Origin of the sequence: Humibacillus xanthopallidus (assembly GCF_044793955.1) — a bacterium.
Taxonomy (GTDB): Bacteria; Actinomycetota; Actinomycetes; order Actinomycetales; family Dermatophilaceae; genus Humibacillus; species Humibacillus xanthopallidus_C.
In genome coordinates this window covers 1,567,084-1,582,329 of the sequence record NZ_CP084995.1, presented here as the reverse complement: position 1 = coordinate 1,582,329, position 15,246 = coordinate 1,567,084, and the positions used below count along the sequence as shown (strand labels likewise).

Below are 15,246 nucleotides of genomic sequence, written 5' to 3'. Positions count from 1 at the left end.
TAGGGTGAGACGGCACCGCGCCCGGCTGCGTGTCGGTGCGGAAGGATCACCGGTGCCACCACGCGTCGCCCTCGTCGCCTCGTCCTACCACCCCCACCTCGGCGGGGTGGAGTCACACGTGCGCCACGTCGCCCGCGAGCTGCGTGCTGGTGGCGTCGAGGTCGAGGTGTGGACGGTTGATCGTGGCGAGCACCTCGGCACCACCGAGCTCGACGGCATCCGCGTCCGCCACCTGCCGACGCCGATGCCCGCCCGCAGCGGGGGCGCACTGGCGCGCTTCGCCGCCGCCGCGCCCGGGGCCTGGCGCGCGTGGCGACTGGCCCAGCGCTCCTTCCGTCCCGAGGTGCTGCACATCCAGTGCTTCGGACCCAATGGCCTGTATGCCGCCGCGCTGGCACGCCGCGCCGGGCTCCCTCTCGTGCTGTCGTCTCACGGCGAGACCTTCATGGACGACCACGACGCCTTCGGCACGTCCGCGCTGCTGCGCCGGGGTCTGCGCGAGACGATCTCGGCAGCGGCGGTGACGACGGGCTGCTCGCAGGAGGTGCTCGACGACCTGCGCGACCGCTTCGGCCTCGTCGGCGGCATCGTCGTGCCCAATGGCGTCGGGCCGGAGCCACAGCAGCCCGCGGCGTCGTCGCCCCGCGCCGGCATCGGACTGTCGCCCGGTGACCGGGTCGTCTTCGCCGTCGGCCGTCTCGAGCGGATGAAGGGCTTCGACCTGGCGATCGACGCGGTCGCGAGCCTGGCTGACCCGACCGTCACGCTCGTCGTGGGCGGCACCGGATCGCAACGAGATGCGCTGGCCAAACTGGCACGAGAGCGCGGTCTCGCTGACAGGTTCCACCTCCTCGGGGCGCTCGACGAGGTCGGTGTCGACGCGTGGATGCGGGCCGCCCAGGTCGTCGTGATGCCCAGCCGCCGCGAGGCGTTCGGCATCGTGGCCCTTGAGGCCTGGCGGGCCGGAACCCCTTTGGTGGCAACCAGTCTCGGCGGACCATCGACCTTCGTCGACTCCGGCACCAACGGCCTCGTCGTGGACCCCCGAGACACTGAGGCCCTCGCCTCCGCCTTGCGCCGGGTGCTCGACGACCACGCACTGTCGGCCTCTCTGGGCGCGGCGGGGCAGGTTGCCGTCAGGGACTACACGTGGACCCGCGTGGCCGAGGACTACACCGCGATCTATTCGTCCGCCGTCGACTAGGCAGGGGCAGGGCCGCCGAGCAGATCCTGGATCGAGGGCGTCGGCCGGCGCTCGCGGCGCTGGTGCACGAGACGCCACACGAGCGGCTCGGGTGCGAGCAACAGGGCGCGGTCGGTGACCCGAGGAAGGAGCGTCCCTGCGGCCCTGTAGGTGCGTGTGAACTCCCGGACCTCGCGGCCCCGGAGCAGCGGCCAGAGCAGGCGCCGGAACTCGCGTCGGTACGTCGGTCCGTAGGCCGCGAGGGGCAGCGTCGCCCGGTCTCCCGCGAACTGCCAGGCGAGCTCGCGCGAGCGGATGATCGATCGCGCCGCCGTCGGGTCGGGGCGTCTCGTGTCCTGGCCCGGGTGCAGGCGGTAGTAGAGAAGCCGCTCCGGCAGGAGCTCCCACTCGGCATCGCGGGCGACGAGCGTGAGCAGCAGGTGGTCCTCGCCGGGTCGCACCCCTCCGGGCACCGGCGGCAGTGACTGCAGAAGTGACCGACGCACGACGCTCGATCCGATCACACCCCGGTTGCGTTCGAGCATGAGGTCGAGGCTGTGGCCCTCGATGTCGAGATAGCGCATGTCGTTGAGGGCCGGCGCGGTCTTCGCAGCCGCTTCGAGGTCGGCGACCGTTTCACCGACGAGCTCGGCGCGCAGCTCACTGACCCGATCGAGCCCAGCGGCCGGCGTCGTGAACGTCCAGAACGCCGTGCGCACAGCAGAGCAGCCGGGGTGTGCCGCCAGATGCTCGGCCGTCACCTCCTGCTTCCGGGGCGACCACAGGTCGTCGTCGTCGACGAAGGCGACCCACTCGGCGCCCGCCCGCTCGATGCCGGCCTGACGCGCGACCCCTGCGCCTGCGCAGTGCGTCGTCTGCACGAAGTCGACATCTGACCAGCGTCGGCGTGCCGCCTCGACGGCCTCCGGGTTGCCGTCGACGACGACGATGACCGACCGCGCCGGCACGCTCTGGGCCCGGACGCTGGCGAGGGTGGCGCCGAGCAGGTCGAGATCGCGGCCGTGCGTGGGGATGACGACGTCGTAGTCGAGCCGGGCAGTCGCGCTCACGCCGGGGCCCGACCCGTGATGAGTCGAACCATGAGGCCCCCGACAGGCCGCACGAAGCGGGGCAGGCCGCGCGACAGCACCTCGGCGTCCGTCGGTGTCAGACCACTGCGGAGCAGACGCACCACACCGAGATAGGCGGCCGTGCCGAGGACGCCGAGGGCGATGGCTCTCACGACGGCTGGCACCTCGAGACCCTCGCTGGCAAAGAACGCGACTGCGGCGACCACCGCCCCGACGTAGACCGGCATCGTGTCGCCGAGCAGGTCGAGCGCGCGGAGCCCGAGCTGCCTGAGCTCGAGTCGCAGCAGGATCGTCAGGGTGGTCAGCGCCCCCGCCGCATTGGCGATCACCGCACCCCAGACGCCGATCGATGGGATCAGGGCGAAGGCCAGGGCCAGGTCCAGGGCGAGCGCGACGATGTTGGCCTTGAGGATGGAACCCCCCGACAGACGCGACGTGACAAAGGCGTAGACGGGGGTGAAGCAGGTGACGAGACCCGCCGATATGGAGAGGGCCACCACGACCGGTGCGGCCTGGCTGAACTGCTCGCCGTAGAGGCTGGGCACCAGAGCGGCGAGGGGGGCGATGACTCCCGCCGACAGCAGACCCACGACCGTGCTTCCCACGCGCATCACCCGCCGGAAGGCGGCCGGCACGGAGTCGCTGTCGACCTCGCGCAGTCCTGAGATCGCCGGGATGAGCGGGAAGGCGAACGCCTGGGCCGGTGCGAAGACATGGCTCGAGAGGCCGAAGGCGAGGGCAAAGATGCCGACGGCCGCCGGTGTGGCGATCGCGTTCATGACGAAGATCTCGCTGCGTGAGGTCACGAGGCCGCCGATGACACCGGACGCGCCCATGAGCACGGCGAAGCGCAGGAAGCCCGGCGGCAGGTGGCGCGGCAACGCCGGTCGCAGCACGGCCCGACGGTAGGCCTTCGAGATCGGGATGAGGCACATCGCGATGGCGAGCCCCGACACGATGAGCCGGGTGAACCACACCGCCTCGGCAGAGCCCACCAGGAGCAGCACGGCGACCACCGCAGCCTGGGTCACGAGCGAGGTGATCAGCGTGATCTTGGCGCCGGCCGCAGTCTTGTTCTCGATGCCGAGGCAGGCAGCCGCCCCATCGAGGGTCGAGGGCAGCACGACGCCGAAGATCACGGCGATGGCGACGGCGGCCGGCGTGACGTCGGTCGCGAAGACGACGACGAGAGACAGGATCGGCATCGCGAAGAGCACCCGGAAGCCCTGCCACTTCGACAGGAGCGCTGCCACCTCCTGCGTGCGGCCGGCAGCGTGGGCCTTGGACCCGAACTGCATGACCGCGGCCCCGAAGCCGGAGGCCAGCAGCCCCGACACGAACTCCATGAGCGCGGTGAGGAAGGCGAGTCGGCCATAGTCCTCGACCCCGAGCACCCGGGCGATGAGCAGGTTGACGACGAAGGCCACCGGGATCGCGACGGCGGTGTGGATCATCGTCCACGTCACCCCGCGGACGGCCCGCTCCTGCAGCGCGCCGCGGTTGAGGGCTGCCTCGGTCGGCGGGCCGAGCACTGCGGCGGGTCCGAGCTCGTCGGGGTCGGGGGGCGGCGTGCCGTCGGGGGTGCTCACGTCGCGCCGCTCAGGAGGTCGAGCCGCTCGAGCACGGCGGGGTCGGCGAAGTCCTCGACCTTGCGACCGAAGGGCGCCCCGGACTGCTCGATGTCGTGCAGCTGCTGCTGCCACGCCAGCGGTACGTCCTCGGGGAGCCGGTGGCTCACCGTGCGGGTCACCGCTGCAGGGCGGTGCCGGGCCAGCACGGTCTGCAGCGCGCTCTCGTCGGGGATGATGGTGTGCCGGTAGGCCCGCTCGAGCGGGGCCCCGGGCGCGAGCTCCGCGAGCACGTGGTCGAGACCGATGCGGTCGAGCGCGACCCACTGCGAGCCGAGCTGGCAGGGCGTGTCGGACGTGAAGGGGCTGCGCAGGCGGCGCACACCGACGTGGGCCCCGTGCCCGCGCTCGACGAGGCGCAACGAGACGAGCGGTTCGGTGCGGTGGGCCGCGGCCCAGAGCACCCGGGCCAGGCGTCCCTTGCGCCGGAGCGTGCCGTCGAGCAGCGGGGCCGGCCACCACCGGTAGGTGTAGCGCGTCGTCACGCTGTCGCCGGCGCCGTCGCCACCGCCCCAGCGCGCCCGGTAGGACACGGGGCGCACCTCACCCTGCCAGCCCCCGGCGGCCACCAGGTCACGCTCCCACGCCTCGAGGTCGACGGCGGGGTGGCACTGGCCCGACACGAGCACGACGAGGTCGGGATCGGCGGCGGCGCGGGCGCGACGGAAGCCCCCGAGCGTCGCTTCGACGAGCGCCCAGGAACCCCAGTCGGTGGACAGCCCGTGCGTCCACACCAGGACGCGCTCGTCATCGATGCGCGGCGCCGGGGTAGCGCGGGCGTCATGGGCCACGACCACCCAGCTCTGCGGGCTCGAACGCCGGATCGCGCTGACGAGGTGGGTCAACCGGTCGGCGGACGCGTGGGAGAGCACGACGTAGGCCGCGGTGACCGGCGTCGTGGTCACCCGCCGGTCGCCGGCGGCGTGTCGGCGCGACGATCGGCCAGGCGGGTGCGGGCGGCGACGGTGGTGCCGGCGGCCAGCCCGCCGAGGGTGGCAGACGCGTGGAGCGCCTTGCCGCCGAGGGACCGCACGCGCTGGCGCGGGCTGCGCTCGCCATCGGTGAGGGCCCTCGCTCCCTCGACGACGGTGCCGCCGACCCCGCGCAGCGCCGTGCCGAAGTAGCGCCTGAGGATGGGGGCGCCCATGCCGAACGTGTGCGAGAGCAGCACGATGTGGTTGCGGTGCCCGTAGTAGGTGTAGCGCACGTCGAAGCGGCGACCGCGCGTGTAGGGCGCCGCCACGTGCTCGACGAGCGCCGTCGGGGTGTAGACGATGCGCCAGCCAGCCCGCCCGAGGCGCAGCATGATGTCGCTCTCCTCGCGCAGGCAGGTGCCCGGGAAGAGGTCGACGATGCCGCCGATCCCTTCGAGCGCCGACCGTCGCACCGACATGTTGGCGCCGAGCACGTGGTCGACCTCGAGGTCGCGCCCGGTGTCGGCCGCGAAGTTGCCCGTCAGGGTGCCGTCGGGCAGCAGACGGCCGACCTCGTCGTGCCCTTCGAGCTCCTCCCCCGGCCGACCGTTGCTGGCGCGCCCCCCGACCGCGCCCACCGTCGGGTCGGAGTAGCGGGCCACGATGTTCTCGAGCCAGTCGGGCTCGGCGTAGGCGTCGTCGTCGATGAAGGCGACGATCTCGGAGTGCGTCTCGGCGACCCCGATCGCGCGCGACGTGGCGAGGGTGCCCGGCCCGGCATCGTTGCGGATGTAGCGGACCCCAGGGAAGTCGGCGACGACGTCGGCGGTCAGGCGGTGCGGCGAGGAGTCCACTACGACGATCTCGTCGGGAGTGAGGGTCTGCAGCAGGAGGTGCTCGAGGCAGATCCGCACGTTGTCGGGACGGTTGAAGGTCGCGACGACGACGTCGACCGACGGGGACGGGGCCTCAGACATGGCAGGAGTATCGCACTGGCCACACGGGCCGGTGGCGCACCCGGCTCTCCCGTGGGCACCCGATCGCAGACCGGGTCGAGGTCACCAGGACCACCCCGCCTGCGCGAGCGCGTCCTCCAGCCGGTCGGCGGACAGGTCCCACCGGAAGCGGTCGGCGTTTCGACGGCCGGCCTCGACGACCTCGGCCCGCATCCCCGGGTCGGTGACCAGCCGGCCCACGGCCTCGACCACCTGCTCCGGATGGGCGGGGTCGCAGAGCATCGCCGCGTCGCCCCCGACCTCGCGCATCGGACCGGTGTCGAGCGCGACGACGGGGCACCCGAGCCGCTGGGCCTCGACGACGGGGATCCCGAACCCCTCGTAGAGCGAGGGGAAGACGAGCGCCGTGGCATGCCCATAGAGCCAGGCCAGCTCCTCGTCGGTGAGCCGGCCCGCGACGTGGGCGTAGCGCCACCGCTGGGCCCCCGGCCCGGCGAAGACCGCGGCGCTGCCGCGAGCGCCGACGACGACCGAGGGGATGCTCGCCGCCTCGAGCGCGTCGAGGGTGGGCCCGAGGTTCTTGTGGCGGGCCAACGTGCCGACGCACAGCACCCACGGCTCCGCCGAGGCCAGGCCCGGGTATGCCGCGAGGTCGGGTGGCGCCGCCGCCACCCGGTCGACGTGGTCTGACCCGTTGGGCACGACGCTGACGCGTGGCAGCGCGACGCGCAGCACGCGGCCCAGCTCGTCGGCGCTGAACTGCGAGACCGTGAGGATGCGGACGGCGCGTCGCGCGAGCACGCGATACATCGCTCGATACCAGGTGCGGAAGGCGCGACTGTAGGTCTGCGGGTGTCGGAAGACGGAGACGTCGTGGATCGTCGCGACCTGCCGGCGCGCCGCCACGGGCGCGGGCCCCCCGAGGCTGAGCAGCAGGTCGTGCCGGGAGGCCCACGGCAGCGCGACCTGCTCGAAGACCTGGCCACGGGCGCGCGACTCACGCACCTCGACGTGCCGGGCGATGAACCCCGGCACCGGCGTGCCCTGCGGCACGTGCAGCACGATCTGCCCGGGGTGCCGCGCGACCAGACGGCTGACGAGCTCGAGGGCGTAGCGCTGCGTGCCTGTCGTGGCCTGCGACAAGAACCTCCCGTTGACCGCGAGGCGTGCCGTCACTCGCCCTCCCCCGACGCCGACGCCGACGCCGCCCCAGACCCCGGCATGGACGCCGTTGTCGTTGTCCGCCGCGGTAGCCGGGAGGCGAGAGCCTGTCCCACCGCCGTTGCGACCACCGTGGGGCTGAGCCGCCCCGCGCGTGCGCCGTGCGCGAGCACGGCGCGGCCGTCGTGGTCGCGCGCCCCGTCACGGGCGGCGTCGACTGCCTGGTGCGCGAAGAGCTCCCGGGTGCGGCGCCTGCCGCGATCTATGGCCGCGAGGGTCATGCCGTCACCGCGCCGGCGCGCCCGGGCCTCGTGCCGGTCGAGGACGGCGAGACGCTCGCGCATGGCCGTCACGTAGTCACGGGACGCGTTCTCACCGTGCAGGTGGTAGCGGACGAGCCGCTCCGGCACCATCACCGGGTCGCGCCCGCCCATGGTGAGCCGCAGGAAGAGGTCCCAGTCCTGCATCTGCACGAGCAGGGGGTCGTGGCCGCCGACAGCCTCGTAGTCGTCGCGGGCGATGAGCACCGAGCTGAGCAGTGCCGACTGGGTGCTGAGCAGTCCGCGATAGGTCAGCTGCTCGGGGTCACCGTGCACGGAGCCGTCGGCGCGCACCCAGTCGAATCCGGTGCAGCAGAAGGCCGCCCGCGGCTGAGCGGCAACGAGGTCGAGCTGCATGGCCAGCTTGTCGGGCAGCCACTCGTCGTCCTGGTCGAGGAAGGCCACCCAGTCGGAGCGCGCCGCTGAGACGCCGACGTTGCGCGCGACGGAGACCCCGCGGTTGTCCTGTCGCACGTAGGTGACCCGGGGGTCGAGGTCGGCCACCCACTCCTGCCGCTCGCGCGACCCGTCGTCGACGACGACGACCTCGAGGTCGGTCATGCTCTGCGCGAGCACCGACCCGAGGGACCGGGTGAGAAGATCCCCGGGGTTGTAGGTCGGCACGACCACACTGACTCTGGGCACCTGCCCGAGGCTAGCGTCCTGCCCCGTGATCTGATCGGACACCATGACGGAACGACCGCGCGTCGCCATCGCGCACGACTACCTGACCCAGCGCGGCGGCGCTGAACGCGTCGTGCTCGCGCTCCACCGGGCGTTCCCCGACGCGACGATCCACACGACGCTCTACGACCCCGACGGCACCTACCCGGAGTTCCGTGACGCCCGCATCGTCACCTCGCCGATCAACCGCATCGGCCCCCTGCGCCGTGAGCACCGTGCCGCGCTCCCCCTGCTGCCGTATGCCGTGTCGCGACTTCGCATCGACGCCGACGTCGTCGTGGCGTCGAGCTCCGGCTGGGCCCACGGCGTGCCGACCACTGGTCGCAAGATCGTCTACTGCCACGCGCCGGCGCGGTGGCTCTACCAGGCGGACGCCTACCTCGGCGACCAGGCCGCCCGCTCCGCGAAGTCCCGCGCCCTCGACGTGCTCGGCGGCTGGCTTCGCCGCTGGGACCGTCGGGCCGCGGCGTCCGCCGACGTCTACCTCGCGAACTCCACGGTGGTGCGCGAACGCATCGCGGCGGCATACGGCATCGAGGCGACCGTGGTGGCGCCGCCCTACGGCGTCGACGCGGGCGGCGAGCTGACGCCCGTCGAGGCGCTCGCCGACTGGGCCGACGTCGGCTACCTCCTCGTCGTCTCACGCCTGCTGCCCTACAAGAACGTCGACGTCGCGATCGAGGCGGTGCGTGACCTGCCCGAGCGGCTCGTCGTCGTCGGTCAGGGCCCGATGGGTGAGCAGCTGCGGGCCTCGGCGCCCGGGAACGTGCGCCTGCTGAGTGGTCTCACCGACGCCGAGCTCCGCTGGACCTACGCGCACGCCCGTGCGCTCGTCGGCCCCAGCCTCGAGGACTTCGGCCTGACGCCCCTCGAGGCCGCGACCTTCGGGGTGCCGACGCTGGCCCTCCACGGCGGCGGCTACCTCGACACGATCGACGAGGCGGTCAACGGGGTGTTCTTCGCGGAGCCGACGGTCGATGCCGTGCGCGCCGCCATCACCTCCGCTCGCGACCGGGGGTGGGACGCCGCCGCGATCCGTGCTCACGCCGAGGCGTTCTCGGAGGAGCGATTCCGCGAACGCCTCCGCGCCGAGGTCTCCCGCTTCCTAGACTGACCCCCGGTGCACGCCGCCGAGGGGCGGACCGGACGACGCTGACGGAGGAGGGGCGATGACCGCGAGCAGTGACCCGTCCGTTCACTCCACCGCGACCCGGCGGCTCGCCTACGTCGACACCCTGCGCGGCTTCGCTGCCCTCTGGGTGTTCCTGCTGCACATCCACGGCTACTGGCTCGACAACGTGCGGCCCCCGACGCTGACGGTCGACGGGCTCCTCGTTCGGATCATGGGCTTCGGCGGCGCCGGTGTCGACATCTTCATCGTGCTGTCCGGCTTCTGCCTGACCCTGCCGCTGCTGCGGGGAGGGAGCATGCGCTCGCTCGACGCGAGGCGCTTCTTCCGCCGGCGCGCCTACCGCCTGCTCCCGGCCTACTACGCCGCCGTCCTGCTCGTCATGGCTCTCGAGCTCGTGCCCGCGCTCCAGGAGCGCCTCGTGGCCAGACCCATCACGGGCATCGACGTCGTCACGCACCTGACGCTGACCTTCCCGTTCTTCAGCGAGACGCTCGGGTCGGTCAACGGCTCGCTCTGGTCGATCTCGCTCGAGGCGACCCTCTACCTCGGATTCCCCCTGCTCCTGCTCATCCACCGGCGGTGGCGGATGCGGGGTGCGCTGCTGACGACCTTCGCGGTCGCCCTGGTGTGGGCCGCGTTCACCGTGTGGTGGACGGCGCAACCGCACCCCCTGGGTTTCCTGCCCGACCCCGGCAAGCTGTTCCCGGCCCGCTGGTTCCAGTTCGCCCTCGGCATGTGGGCAGCGACCCTCGTCGCCTCAGCCTCTCCCGCGCCTCGCTCGATGGTGCGGGACCGCTCCAGCCGCACGGCCTGGTTGGTGCTGCCCCTCGCCACCGCGGTGGGTGTCGTGGGGTATGCGGCCGGCTGGGGTCCCGTCAGCGCCCTCGGTTTCGGCGTCACCGCCGTGTGCCTGCTCGTGGCCCTCGCGCACGTCCCATCGCGGGTCTTCGAGCGGGGACCGTTGCGGTGGCTGACCGCCCTGGGTGTCATCTCCTACAGCTTCTACCTCCTGCACCAACCGGTGCTCCTGCTCACCTCCGGCCTCGCCGACCCCGCCCAACTTGGCATCGGAGTGACGACGGCTGTCGCCCTCGCTGTCGCCGGCACGGCCACGGTGCTGCTCGCGGCCGTGTTTTACCACTTCATCGAGAAGCCGTTCCTCGTCCGGGGCAGCATGCGCAGCGTCGTGCGCGACGCGGCCGCCGGGACGCCCGCCGTCGGGGGTGCCGTGGGTTCAGAGGGCTCGGAGCCCCAGGAACCAGGCCACCACCGGGGCGCCGACGGCGAGGCTGATGCCGATGACCCGGTAGGCCGCCGCGTGGCCGTAGACCTTGACGATGACCGCCGCGGCGATGCCGATGGCGAAGACGCCGAGCGAGTAGGTCGCAAACTTCGCGCTCAGCTCGACGATCTCCGGTGACGTCGTGATGTTGGCGATCGTCGCGGCCTTGCCCGCCGGGCCCCACGGGGCCGGCAGCGGCACCTGGGCGAGCAGGAGCAGCGCGAGGCCGAGCACATCCGTGCGCAGGAACGACTGACGGCGCTCACTCAGCTGGCGCCGGCTGCGCACCGACGGCACGACGACAGGTGCGGGCGGACGAGCGGCTCGTGGGATGGTCCACAGCAGTCCGGGGAGGCCGACGAGCAAGGCCAGGAAGGCGGCATACAGCTCGGGCTTGTCGTCCGAGGCGAACGAGAACGCCGTGACGACGACCGGGGTGGCCTTGGTCAGCAGCCACACGTAGGCCCCGAAGACGAGCAGGCCCCCGATCGCCACGAGGACGTCGGCCGACGAGGATCGCCGGGGTCCGCTGAGCATGGGCGACAGTGTAGGCAGCCGCGGAAGCGCACCATGAACGGGTGCCGGGGCACCTACACTGACGGCGTGGAAGACACCAGGGCGGCCCTGCTGGGCGATCCGGATGCGGACGAGCGCCCCACGCTGGGCGTGGGCTCCGACGACGACGACCCCGTCGAGCGCTCGAGGCGCAAGCGACGCAACCGCAAGGTCCTCGTCGTGGCGCTGGTGCTGCTCCTGGTGCCCGTCCTCGCGGTTGGGGGCTATCTCGTCTGGCTCAACCAGATCGTGACCAACAACGTCAAGCAGGAGCAGCTCCTTCCCGACTCCGCCGCGCCCGTCGACGCCAACGGCAACGCCGTGCCGCTCCCCACCGGCAGTGGCACCAACTACCTCATCATCGGCAACGACGCCGGGCCCGACCGGGTCGGCGCCCGCTCCGACGTCATGGTGCTGGTCCACGTGCCCGCAGACCACCGCAACGTCACGCTCATCCACTTCCCCCGAGACCTCTGGGTGCCGATCCCCGGTCGCGGGGACGCCAAGCTCAATGCGGCCTACGCCTACGGCGGCGCGCCGCTGCTGGTCAAGACCATGCAGAACATGCTCGGGATCAAGGTCGACCACGTGGCGATGATCGGCTTCGAGGGCTTCAAGAGCATGACCGATGCCGTCGGGGGCGTCGACGTCAACGTCGAGGAGGCGTCGGAGGGCGACGGCAAGGTCTTCAAGGAAGGCGTCATGCGCATGGACGGCGAGACGGCCCTCATCTTCGTGCGCCAGCGCTACATGCTGAGCCAGGGCGACATCAGCCGCGGCCAGCGCCAGCTCGCGTTCATCAAGGCCCTCATGCTCAAGACGCTGAGCAGGGACGTGCTGACCAACCCCATCAAGCTCAAGGACTTCACCGAGGCGGCCACCAACAACCTCACGGTCGACCAGAACCTCGACGTCGCCACCATGCGCTCGGAGGCCTTCGCCCTGCGGAGCCTGCGCGGCAGCGACATCCGCTTCATCACTGCGCCCTTCAGCGGCTTCGGCACGAGCCCCGACGGCCAGTCCATCGACGTCGTCGACAAGGGCCGCATGAGCGACCTCGGCAAGGCCATCCGCGAGGACGACCTCGAGTCCTACCAGTGACTGCTAGGGCTGCTTCCACGTCGTCAGGTCTGCCGTAGCGGTCCACACCGAGTCGGCGGCGACGAGCCACCCCGCCTCACCGACGATCGACAGCCCGATCTGGCCAGCCTTGGTGGGCACGCTCGTGCCGATACAGGAGACCCGGTCGAGGCTCTTGCCCTTGGCCACGCGCACGAGCTCGATGCCCGGGCAGTCGCCGCTGACCCGGGCGACGTAGGTCGTGAGCCGGCCCGACTCGAGGCGGTTGCCGAGGGCGAGCCCGCCCTTCGCGGTGCCGGCGTCGGCCCAGGACTCTCCGCCGTTGCCGGTGACGGTCACGGCGCCGTCGGCACAGAGGGCCTGGGCCTGGTCTGCCGACGTGCGCGAGAGGTCGATGACGTCGGTCGACGCACCACAGGGCTGGGCGCGGTCGTTCTGCGGCGTGAGCACCTCGGTCGGCTCGTCGAGCTGACGGGCCCACCCGCCCGAGACCGCTGACGGCGCCTGCCACGAGTCGCCGCGGTCGTTGCTGGCGTACTGCTTGAGCTCGCAGTCGGCCCCCGCGGCGACTGCGAAGACGCGGTCCTCGTCGAGGGGCTGGACGCGGATGACGGAGCGGGCGGGCGACTTGGTCTCGTCCCACGTCTCGCCCCCGTCGGCGGTCACGGACAGGGCCGAGCCGCCCTTCTCACAGCTGCCCGTCGACGCGCGCCACGCGGTCGTCGCGTCGAGCGCCCCGATGAGCAGGGCCACAGGGGCCGGCTTCGGGCCTTGGCCCGGGGCGGCCGTGCCGGTGGCCGTGTCCGTGGCCGTGCCCGTGGGCGTCGTCGCGGGCGTCTTGGTCGTCGATGCGCCTGTCGTCGTGACGACTGCGGTCGGCGTGCCGGTCGACGGGGCGACGGTCGCCGGGCGCCCGGGTCGCAGGGCGAGGGCCACCAGGCCGACATCGACGGCGAGGAAGGCCACCAGTCCGATCGTGGCCACCTTGTTGCGCATGCCTGCCCCCACTCCTGTCCCGAGATCTCCGGGTCACATCGTACGAGTCCCGGCGGGCTCGGGCCGCACCCGTCTAGCCGGTGGGTGGTCGCAGGGCGGGGCCGACGACGAGCAGTGCCTTCTCGATCTCGCTCGCCATGGTGGCGTAGGCCGCGGTTCCACGCTGGTAGGGGTCCGGGATGTCCGATTCCTCCGCCGGTCGCGCGCGGAAGAGCCCTCGACGCCGAAGCGCGATCTCGCCGAGACGCCGCGCCCAGGGCAGCTCGGGGTCGGTGTCGGCGGCCTCCGCGGCGAGGTCGGCGTCGCGGACCAGGTCGGCGAGCTCGCCGAGGGTGAAGGTGCGCCGCAGGACGCGGGGGTTGACCCTCACGGACTCGGCCCGGTGCAGCTGGGTGGACGCGATGACGAGGTCGGCCTCGGCGAGGATGGCCGGACTGATCTGCCTGGCGGCGAAGTCGGCCGTGCTGCCGCCGGCAGCCGCCAGCAGGTCTGCCGAGCCCGGCTCGATCGGCGCACCGACGAGGGCCCTCGTGCCGGCGCTCGAGACGACGGCGCCCGTGCCTGCCAGGAGTCCGGCGAGCCGACGCTCGATGTAGGGCGAGCGGCAGATGTTGCCCGTGCACACGACGAGGATGTGGCCGACGACCGGTCGGCGCGGCGCCTCCCCCTCGTCGGCCTCCACAAACGATCCCCCTGGAGTGTCCGTCACGACTCTGACGTACCCCCCGGCGCAGGTCTCGCGACGGCGAGCGAGTCGGTGAAGGCGGTGCACGCCTCGAACGACGGCAGCAGACCGTCCTCGAGAGCGGCGCGGAGGGTGGGGGCGGCCGAGTCCTTCGGCGAGAGTCGCGGCTCGATGCCCTCGGGAAGCGTCAGGGCGACCTCGGGGTCGAGCGGGTTGATGCCGTGCTCGGCCGACGGGTTGTAGGCCGACGAGCAGAGGTAGTGCGCCGTCGTGCCGTCCTCTAGCGCGCAGAAGGCGTGGCCGAGGCCCTCGGAGAGGTAGACGGCCCGCCGGTCGCCCGTGTCGAGCAGCACCGAGTCCCACTGGCCGAACGTCGGCGAGCCCACACGCAGGTCGACGACGAAGTCGATGAGCGATCCGGCGACCACGGTGACGTACTTCGCCTGTCCGACCGGCACGTCGGCGAAGTGGATGCCGCGGACGGTGCCGCGCGAGGACACCGAGACGTTGCTCTGCACGACGTCGAGGCGGTGCCCGACAGCGGCGGCGAGCTTGTCGCCGCGGAACGACTCGAGGAAGACGCCGCGGTCGTCAGGGAACACCCGAGGCGTCACCTCCCAGGCCCCGGCGATCGACAGCGGTCGGATGTCCATCAGGTCTCCTCGTGGCCTTCGGCGAGCAGGGCGTGCAGGTAGAGGCCGTAGCCACTCTTGGCCTGGGCGTCGGCGTGCACGCGCAGCCCGTCGTCGTCGAGCCAGCCGTTGCGCCAGGCGATCTCCTCGACACAGCCGATCTTCTGGCCCTGTCGCGCCTCGACGACGTGGACGTACTGGCTGGCCTCCATGAGGCCGGTGAACGTGCCCGTGTCGAACCACGCCGTGCCCCGCGGCAGCGGCGTGACCGTGAGGGTTCCGCGCCGGAGGTACTCGTCGTTGACCGCTGTGATCTCGAGCTCGCCGCGCGCGCTCGGCGTCAGGTTGCGCGCGATCTCGACGACGTCGTTGTCATAGAAGTAGAGACCCGGCACGGCGTAGTTGGACTTGGGCTGGGTGGGCTTCTCCTCGATCGAGAGCACCGTTCCGTCCTCGTCGAACTCCACGACGCCGTATGCCGTCGGGTCGGCGACGCGGTAGGCGAAGACGTGCCCGCCGTGCACGTTGGTGTTGTCACGCAGGCGTGATCCAAGGCCGGGCCCGAAGAAGATGTTGTCGCCGAGCACGAGGGCCACCTGGTCGTCGCCGATGAAGTCGGCACCGAGGATGAACGCCTGGGCGAGTCCGTCGGGACTGGCCTGCACGGCATACGTGATCGACATGCCCCACTGCGAACCGTCGCCGAGCAGCCGCTCGAACTGTGGCCCGTCCTGCGGGGTCGTGATGACGAGCACCTCACGGATGCCGGCCATCATCAGGGTCGACAGCGGGTAGTAGACCATCGGCTTGTCGTAGACGGGCATCAGCTGCTTGCTGATGCCGCGGGTGATGGGGTGCAACCGTGTGCCCGAGCCCCCGGCCAGGATGATGCCCTTCATGGGTGGTCAGCCTAGGCGCTCTGCATCGGTGGGTGCGCACAGCCCGGC

At 72.0% G+C, this 15,246-nt stretch carries 14 protein-coding genes and 1 pseudogene; 4 read left to right on the top strand and 11 right to left on the bottom strand.

Annotated features, from left to right (window positions below):
- Positions 1 to 52 precede the first annotated feature (52 nt).
- Positions 53 to 1,204, top strand: a complete 1,152-nt coding sequence (locus tag LG278_RS07055; protein WP_404392304.1) for a glycosyltransferase family 4 protein — start codon at positions 53 to 55, stop codon at positions 1,202 to 1,204.
- Here the strand turns inward: LG278_RS07055 and LG278_RS07050 are convergent.
- From LG278_RS07050 to LG278_RS07025, 6 genes are all read right to left on the bottom strand, one after another.
- Positions 1,201 to 2,253 (bottom strand): glycosyltransferase family A protein, encoded by a 1,053-nt coding sequence (locus tag LG278_RS07050; RefSeq protein ID WP_404392302.1) that lies wholly within the window; start codon positions 2,251 to 2,253, stop codon positions 1,201 to 1,203. The two genes, LG278_RS07055 and LG278_RS07050, sit on opposite strands and share 4 nt — an antisense overlap.
- On the bottom strand, positions 2,250 to 3,863 hold the full coding sequence (locus tag LG278_RS07045; RefSeq protein ID WP_404392300.1) for an oligosaccharide flippase family protein: 1,614 nt from the start codon (positions 3,861 to 3,863) through the stop codon (positions 2,250 to 2,252). Before LG278_RS07045 ends, LG278_RS07050 begins: the two co-directional genes overlap by 4 nt.
- Positions 3,860 to 4,807 carry a hypothetical protein gene (locus LG278_RS07040; protein WP_404392298.1) on the bottom strand — a complete coding sequence of 316 codons (948 nt, stop codon included), beginning with the start codon at positions 4,805 to 4,807 and terminating at the stop codon, positions 3,860 to 3,862. The genes LG278_RS07045 and LG278_RS07040 overlap by 4 nt, the downstream gene beginning before the upstream one ends.
- Positions 4,804 to 5,793, bottom strand: a complete 990-nt coding sequence (locus tag LG278_RS07035; RefSeq protein WP_404392296.1) for a glycosyltransferase family 2 protein — start codon at positions 5,791 to 5,793, stop codon at positions 4,804 to 4,806. The genes LG278_RS07040 and LG278_RS07035 overlap by 4 nt, the downstream gene beginning before the upstream one ends.
- An 81-nt stretch (positions 5,794 to 5,874) precedes the next feature.
- On the bottom strand, positions 5,875 to 6,948 hold the full coding sequence (locus LG278_RS07030; RefSeq protein WP_404392294.1) for a glycosyltransferase family 4 protein: 1,074 nt from the start codon (positions 6,946 to 6,948) through the stop codon (positions 5,875 to 5,877).
- The gene (locus tag LG278_RS07025; RefSeq protein WP_404392292.1) at positions 6,945 to 7,898 is read right to left on the bottom strand and encodes a glycosyltransferase family 2 protein; all 954 of its coding nucleotides are present in this window, start codon (positions 7,896 to 7,898) and stop codon (positions 6,945 to 6,947) included. The genes LG278_RS07030 and LG278_RS07025 overlap by 4 nt, the downstream gene beginning before the upstream one ends.
- A gap of 43 nt (positions 7,899 to 7,941) precedes the next feature.
- Between LG278_RS07025 and LG278_RS07020 the strand changes: the two genes are divergently transcribed.
- Positions 7,942 to 9,051: a glycosyltransferase gene (locus LG278_RS07020; protein ID WP_404392291.1), complete on the top strand. Its 1,110-nt coding sequence runs from the start codon at positions 7,942 to 7,944 to the stop codon at positions 9,049 to 9,051.
- 55 nt (positions 9,052 to 9,106) lie between these two features.
- A pseudogene (locus LG278_RS07015) lies at positions 9,107 to 10,147 on the top strand (acyltransferase family protein); the annotation flags it as partial.
- Between the two features lie 156 nt (positions 10,148 to 10,303).
- Here the strand turns inward: LG278_RS07015 and LG278_RS07010 are convergent.
- A complete protein-coding gene (locus LG278_RS07010) occupies positions 10,304 to 10,888 on the bottom strand; it encodes a hypothetical protein (protein WP_404392289.1) in 585 nt (194 codons plus the stop codon).
- A gap of 66 nt (positions 10,889 to 10,954) precedes the next feature.
- Between LG278_RS07010 and LG278_RS07005 the strand changes: the two genes are divergently transcribed.
- Complete coding sequence (locus LG278_RS07005) at positions 10,955 to 12,007, top strand: LCP family protein (RefSeq protein WP_404392287.1); 1,053 nt, start codon at positions 10,955 to 10,957, stop codon at positions 12,005 to 12,007.
- 3 nt (positions 12,008 to 12,010) lie between these two features.
- Here the strand turns inward: LG278_RS07005 and LG278_RS07000 are convergent, their stop codons facing one another.
- From LG278_RS07000 to rfbA, 4 genes are all read right to left on the bottom strand, one after another.
- Positions 12,011 to 12,982, bottom strand: a complete 972-nt coding sequence (locus tag LG278_RS07000; RefSeq protein ID WP_404392285.1) for a hypothetical protein — start codon at positions 12,980 to 12,982, stop codon at positions 12,011 to 12,013.
- A 73-nt stretch (positions 12,983 to 13,055) separates the two neighbouring features.
- Positions 13,056 to 13,664, bottom strand: coding sequence for a low molecular weight phosphatase family protein (locus LG278_RS06995; RefSeq protein WP_404392283.1), 609 nt, complete (start codon positions 13,662 to 13,664; stop codon positions 13,056 to 13,058).
- A gap of 23 nt (positions 13,665 to 13,687) precedes the next feature.
- Positions 13,688 to 14,320 (bottom strand): dTDP-4-dehydrorhamnose 3,5-epimerase family protein, encoded by a 633-nt coding sequence (locus tag LG278_RS06990; RefSeq protein ID WP_404392281.1) that lies wholly within the window; start codon positions 14,318 to 14,320, stop codon positions 13,688 to 13,690.
- Positions 14,320 to 15,198: a glucose-1-phosphate thymidylyltransferase RfbA gene (rfbA, locus tag LG278_RS06985; protein WP_404392279.1), complete on the bottom strand. Its 879-nt coding sequence runs from the start codon at positions 15,196 to 15,198 to the stop codon at positions 14,320 to 14,322. Before rfbA ends, LG278_RS06990 begins: the two co-directional genes overlap by 1 nt.
- Between the last annotated feature and the right edge of the window lie 48 nt (positions 15,199 to 15,246).

Bases quoted from the DNA above. Each gene is read 5' to 3' on its own strand.
- LG278_RS07020 (WP_404392291.1), top strand. From the start codon at position 7,942: ATGACGGAACGACCGCGCGTCGCCATCGCGCACGACTACCTGACCCAG.
- LG278_RS06990 (WP_404392281.1), bottom strand. From the start codon at position 14,320: ATGGACATCCGACCGCTGTCGATCGCCGGGGCCTGGGAGGTGACGCCT.
- LG278_RS07010 (WP_404392289.1), bottom strand. From the start codon at position 10,888: ATGCTCAGCGGACCCCGGCGATCCTCGTCGGCCGACGTCCTCGTGGCG.
- LG278_RS07000 (WP_404392285.1), bottom strand. From the start codon at position 12,982: ATGCGCAACAAGGTGGCCACGATCGGACTGGTGGCCTTCCTCGCCGTC.
- rfbA (WP_404392279.1), bottom strand. From the start codon at position 15,198: ATGAAGGGCATCATCCTGGCCGGGGGCTCGGGCACACGGTTGCACCCC.
- LG278_RS07035 (WP_404392296.1), bottom strand. From the start codon at position 5,793: ATGTCTGAGGCCCCGTCCCCGTCGGTCGACGTCGTCGTCGCGACCTTC.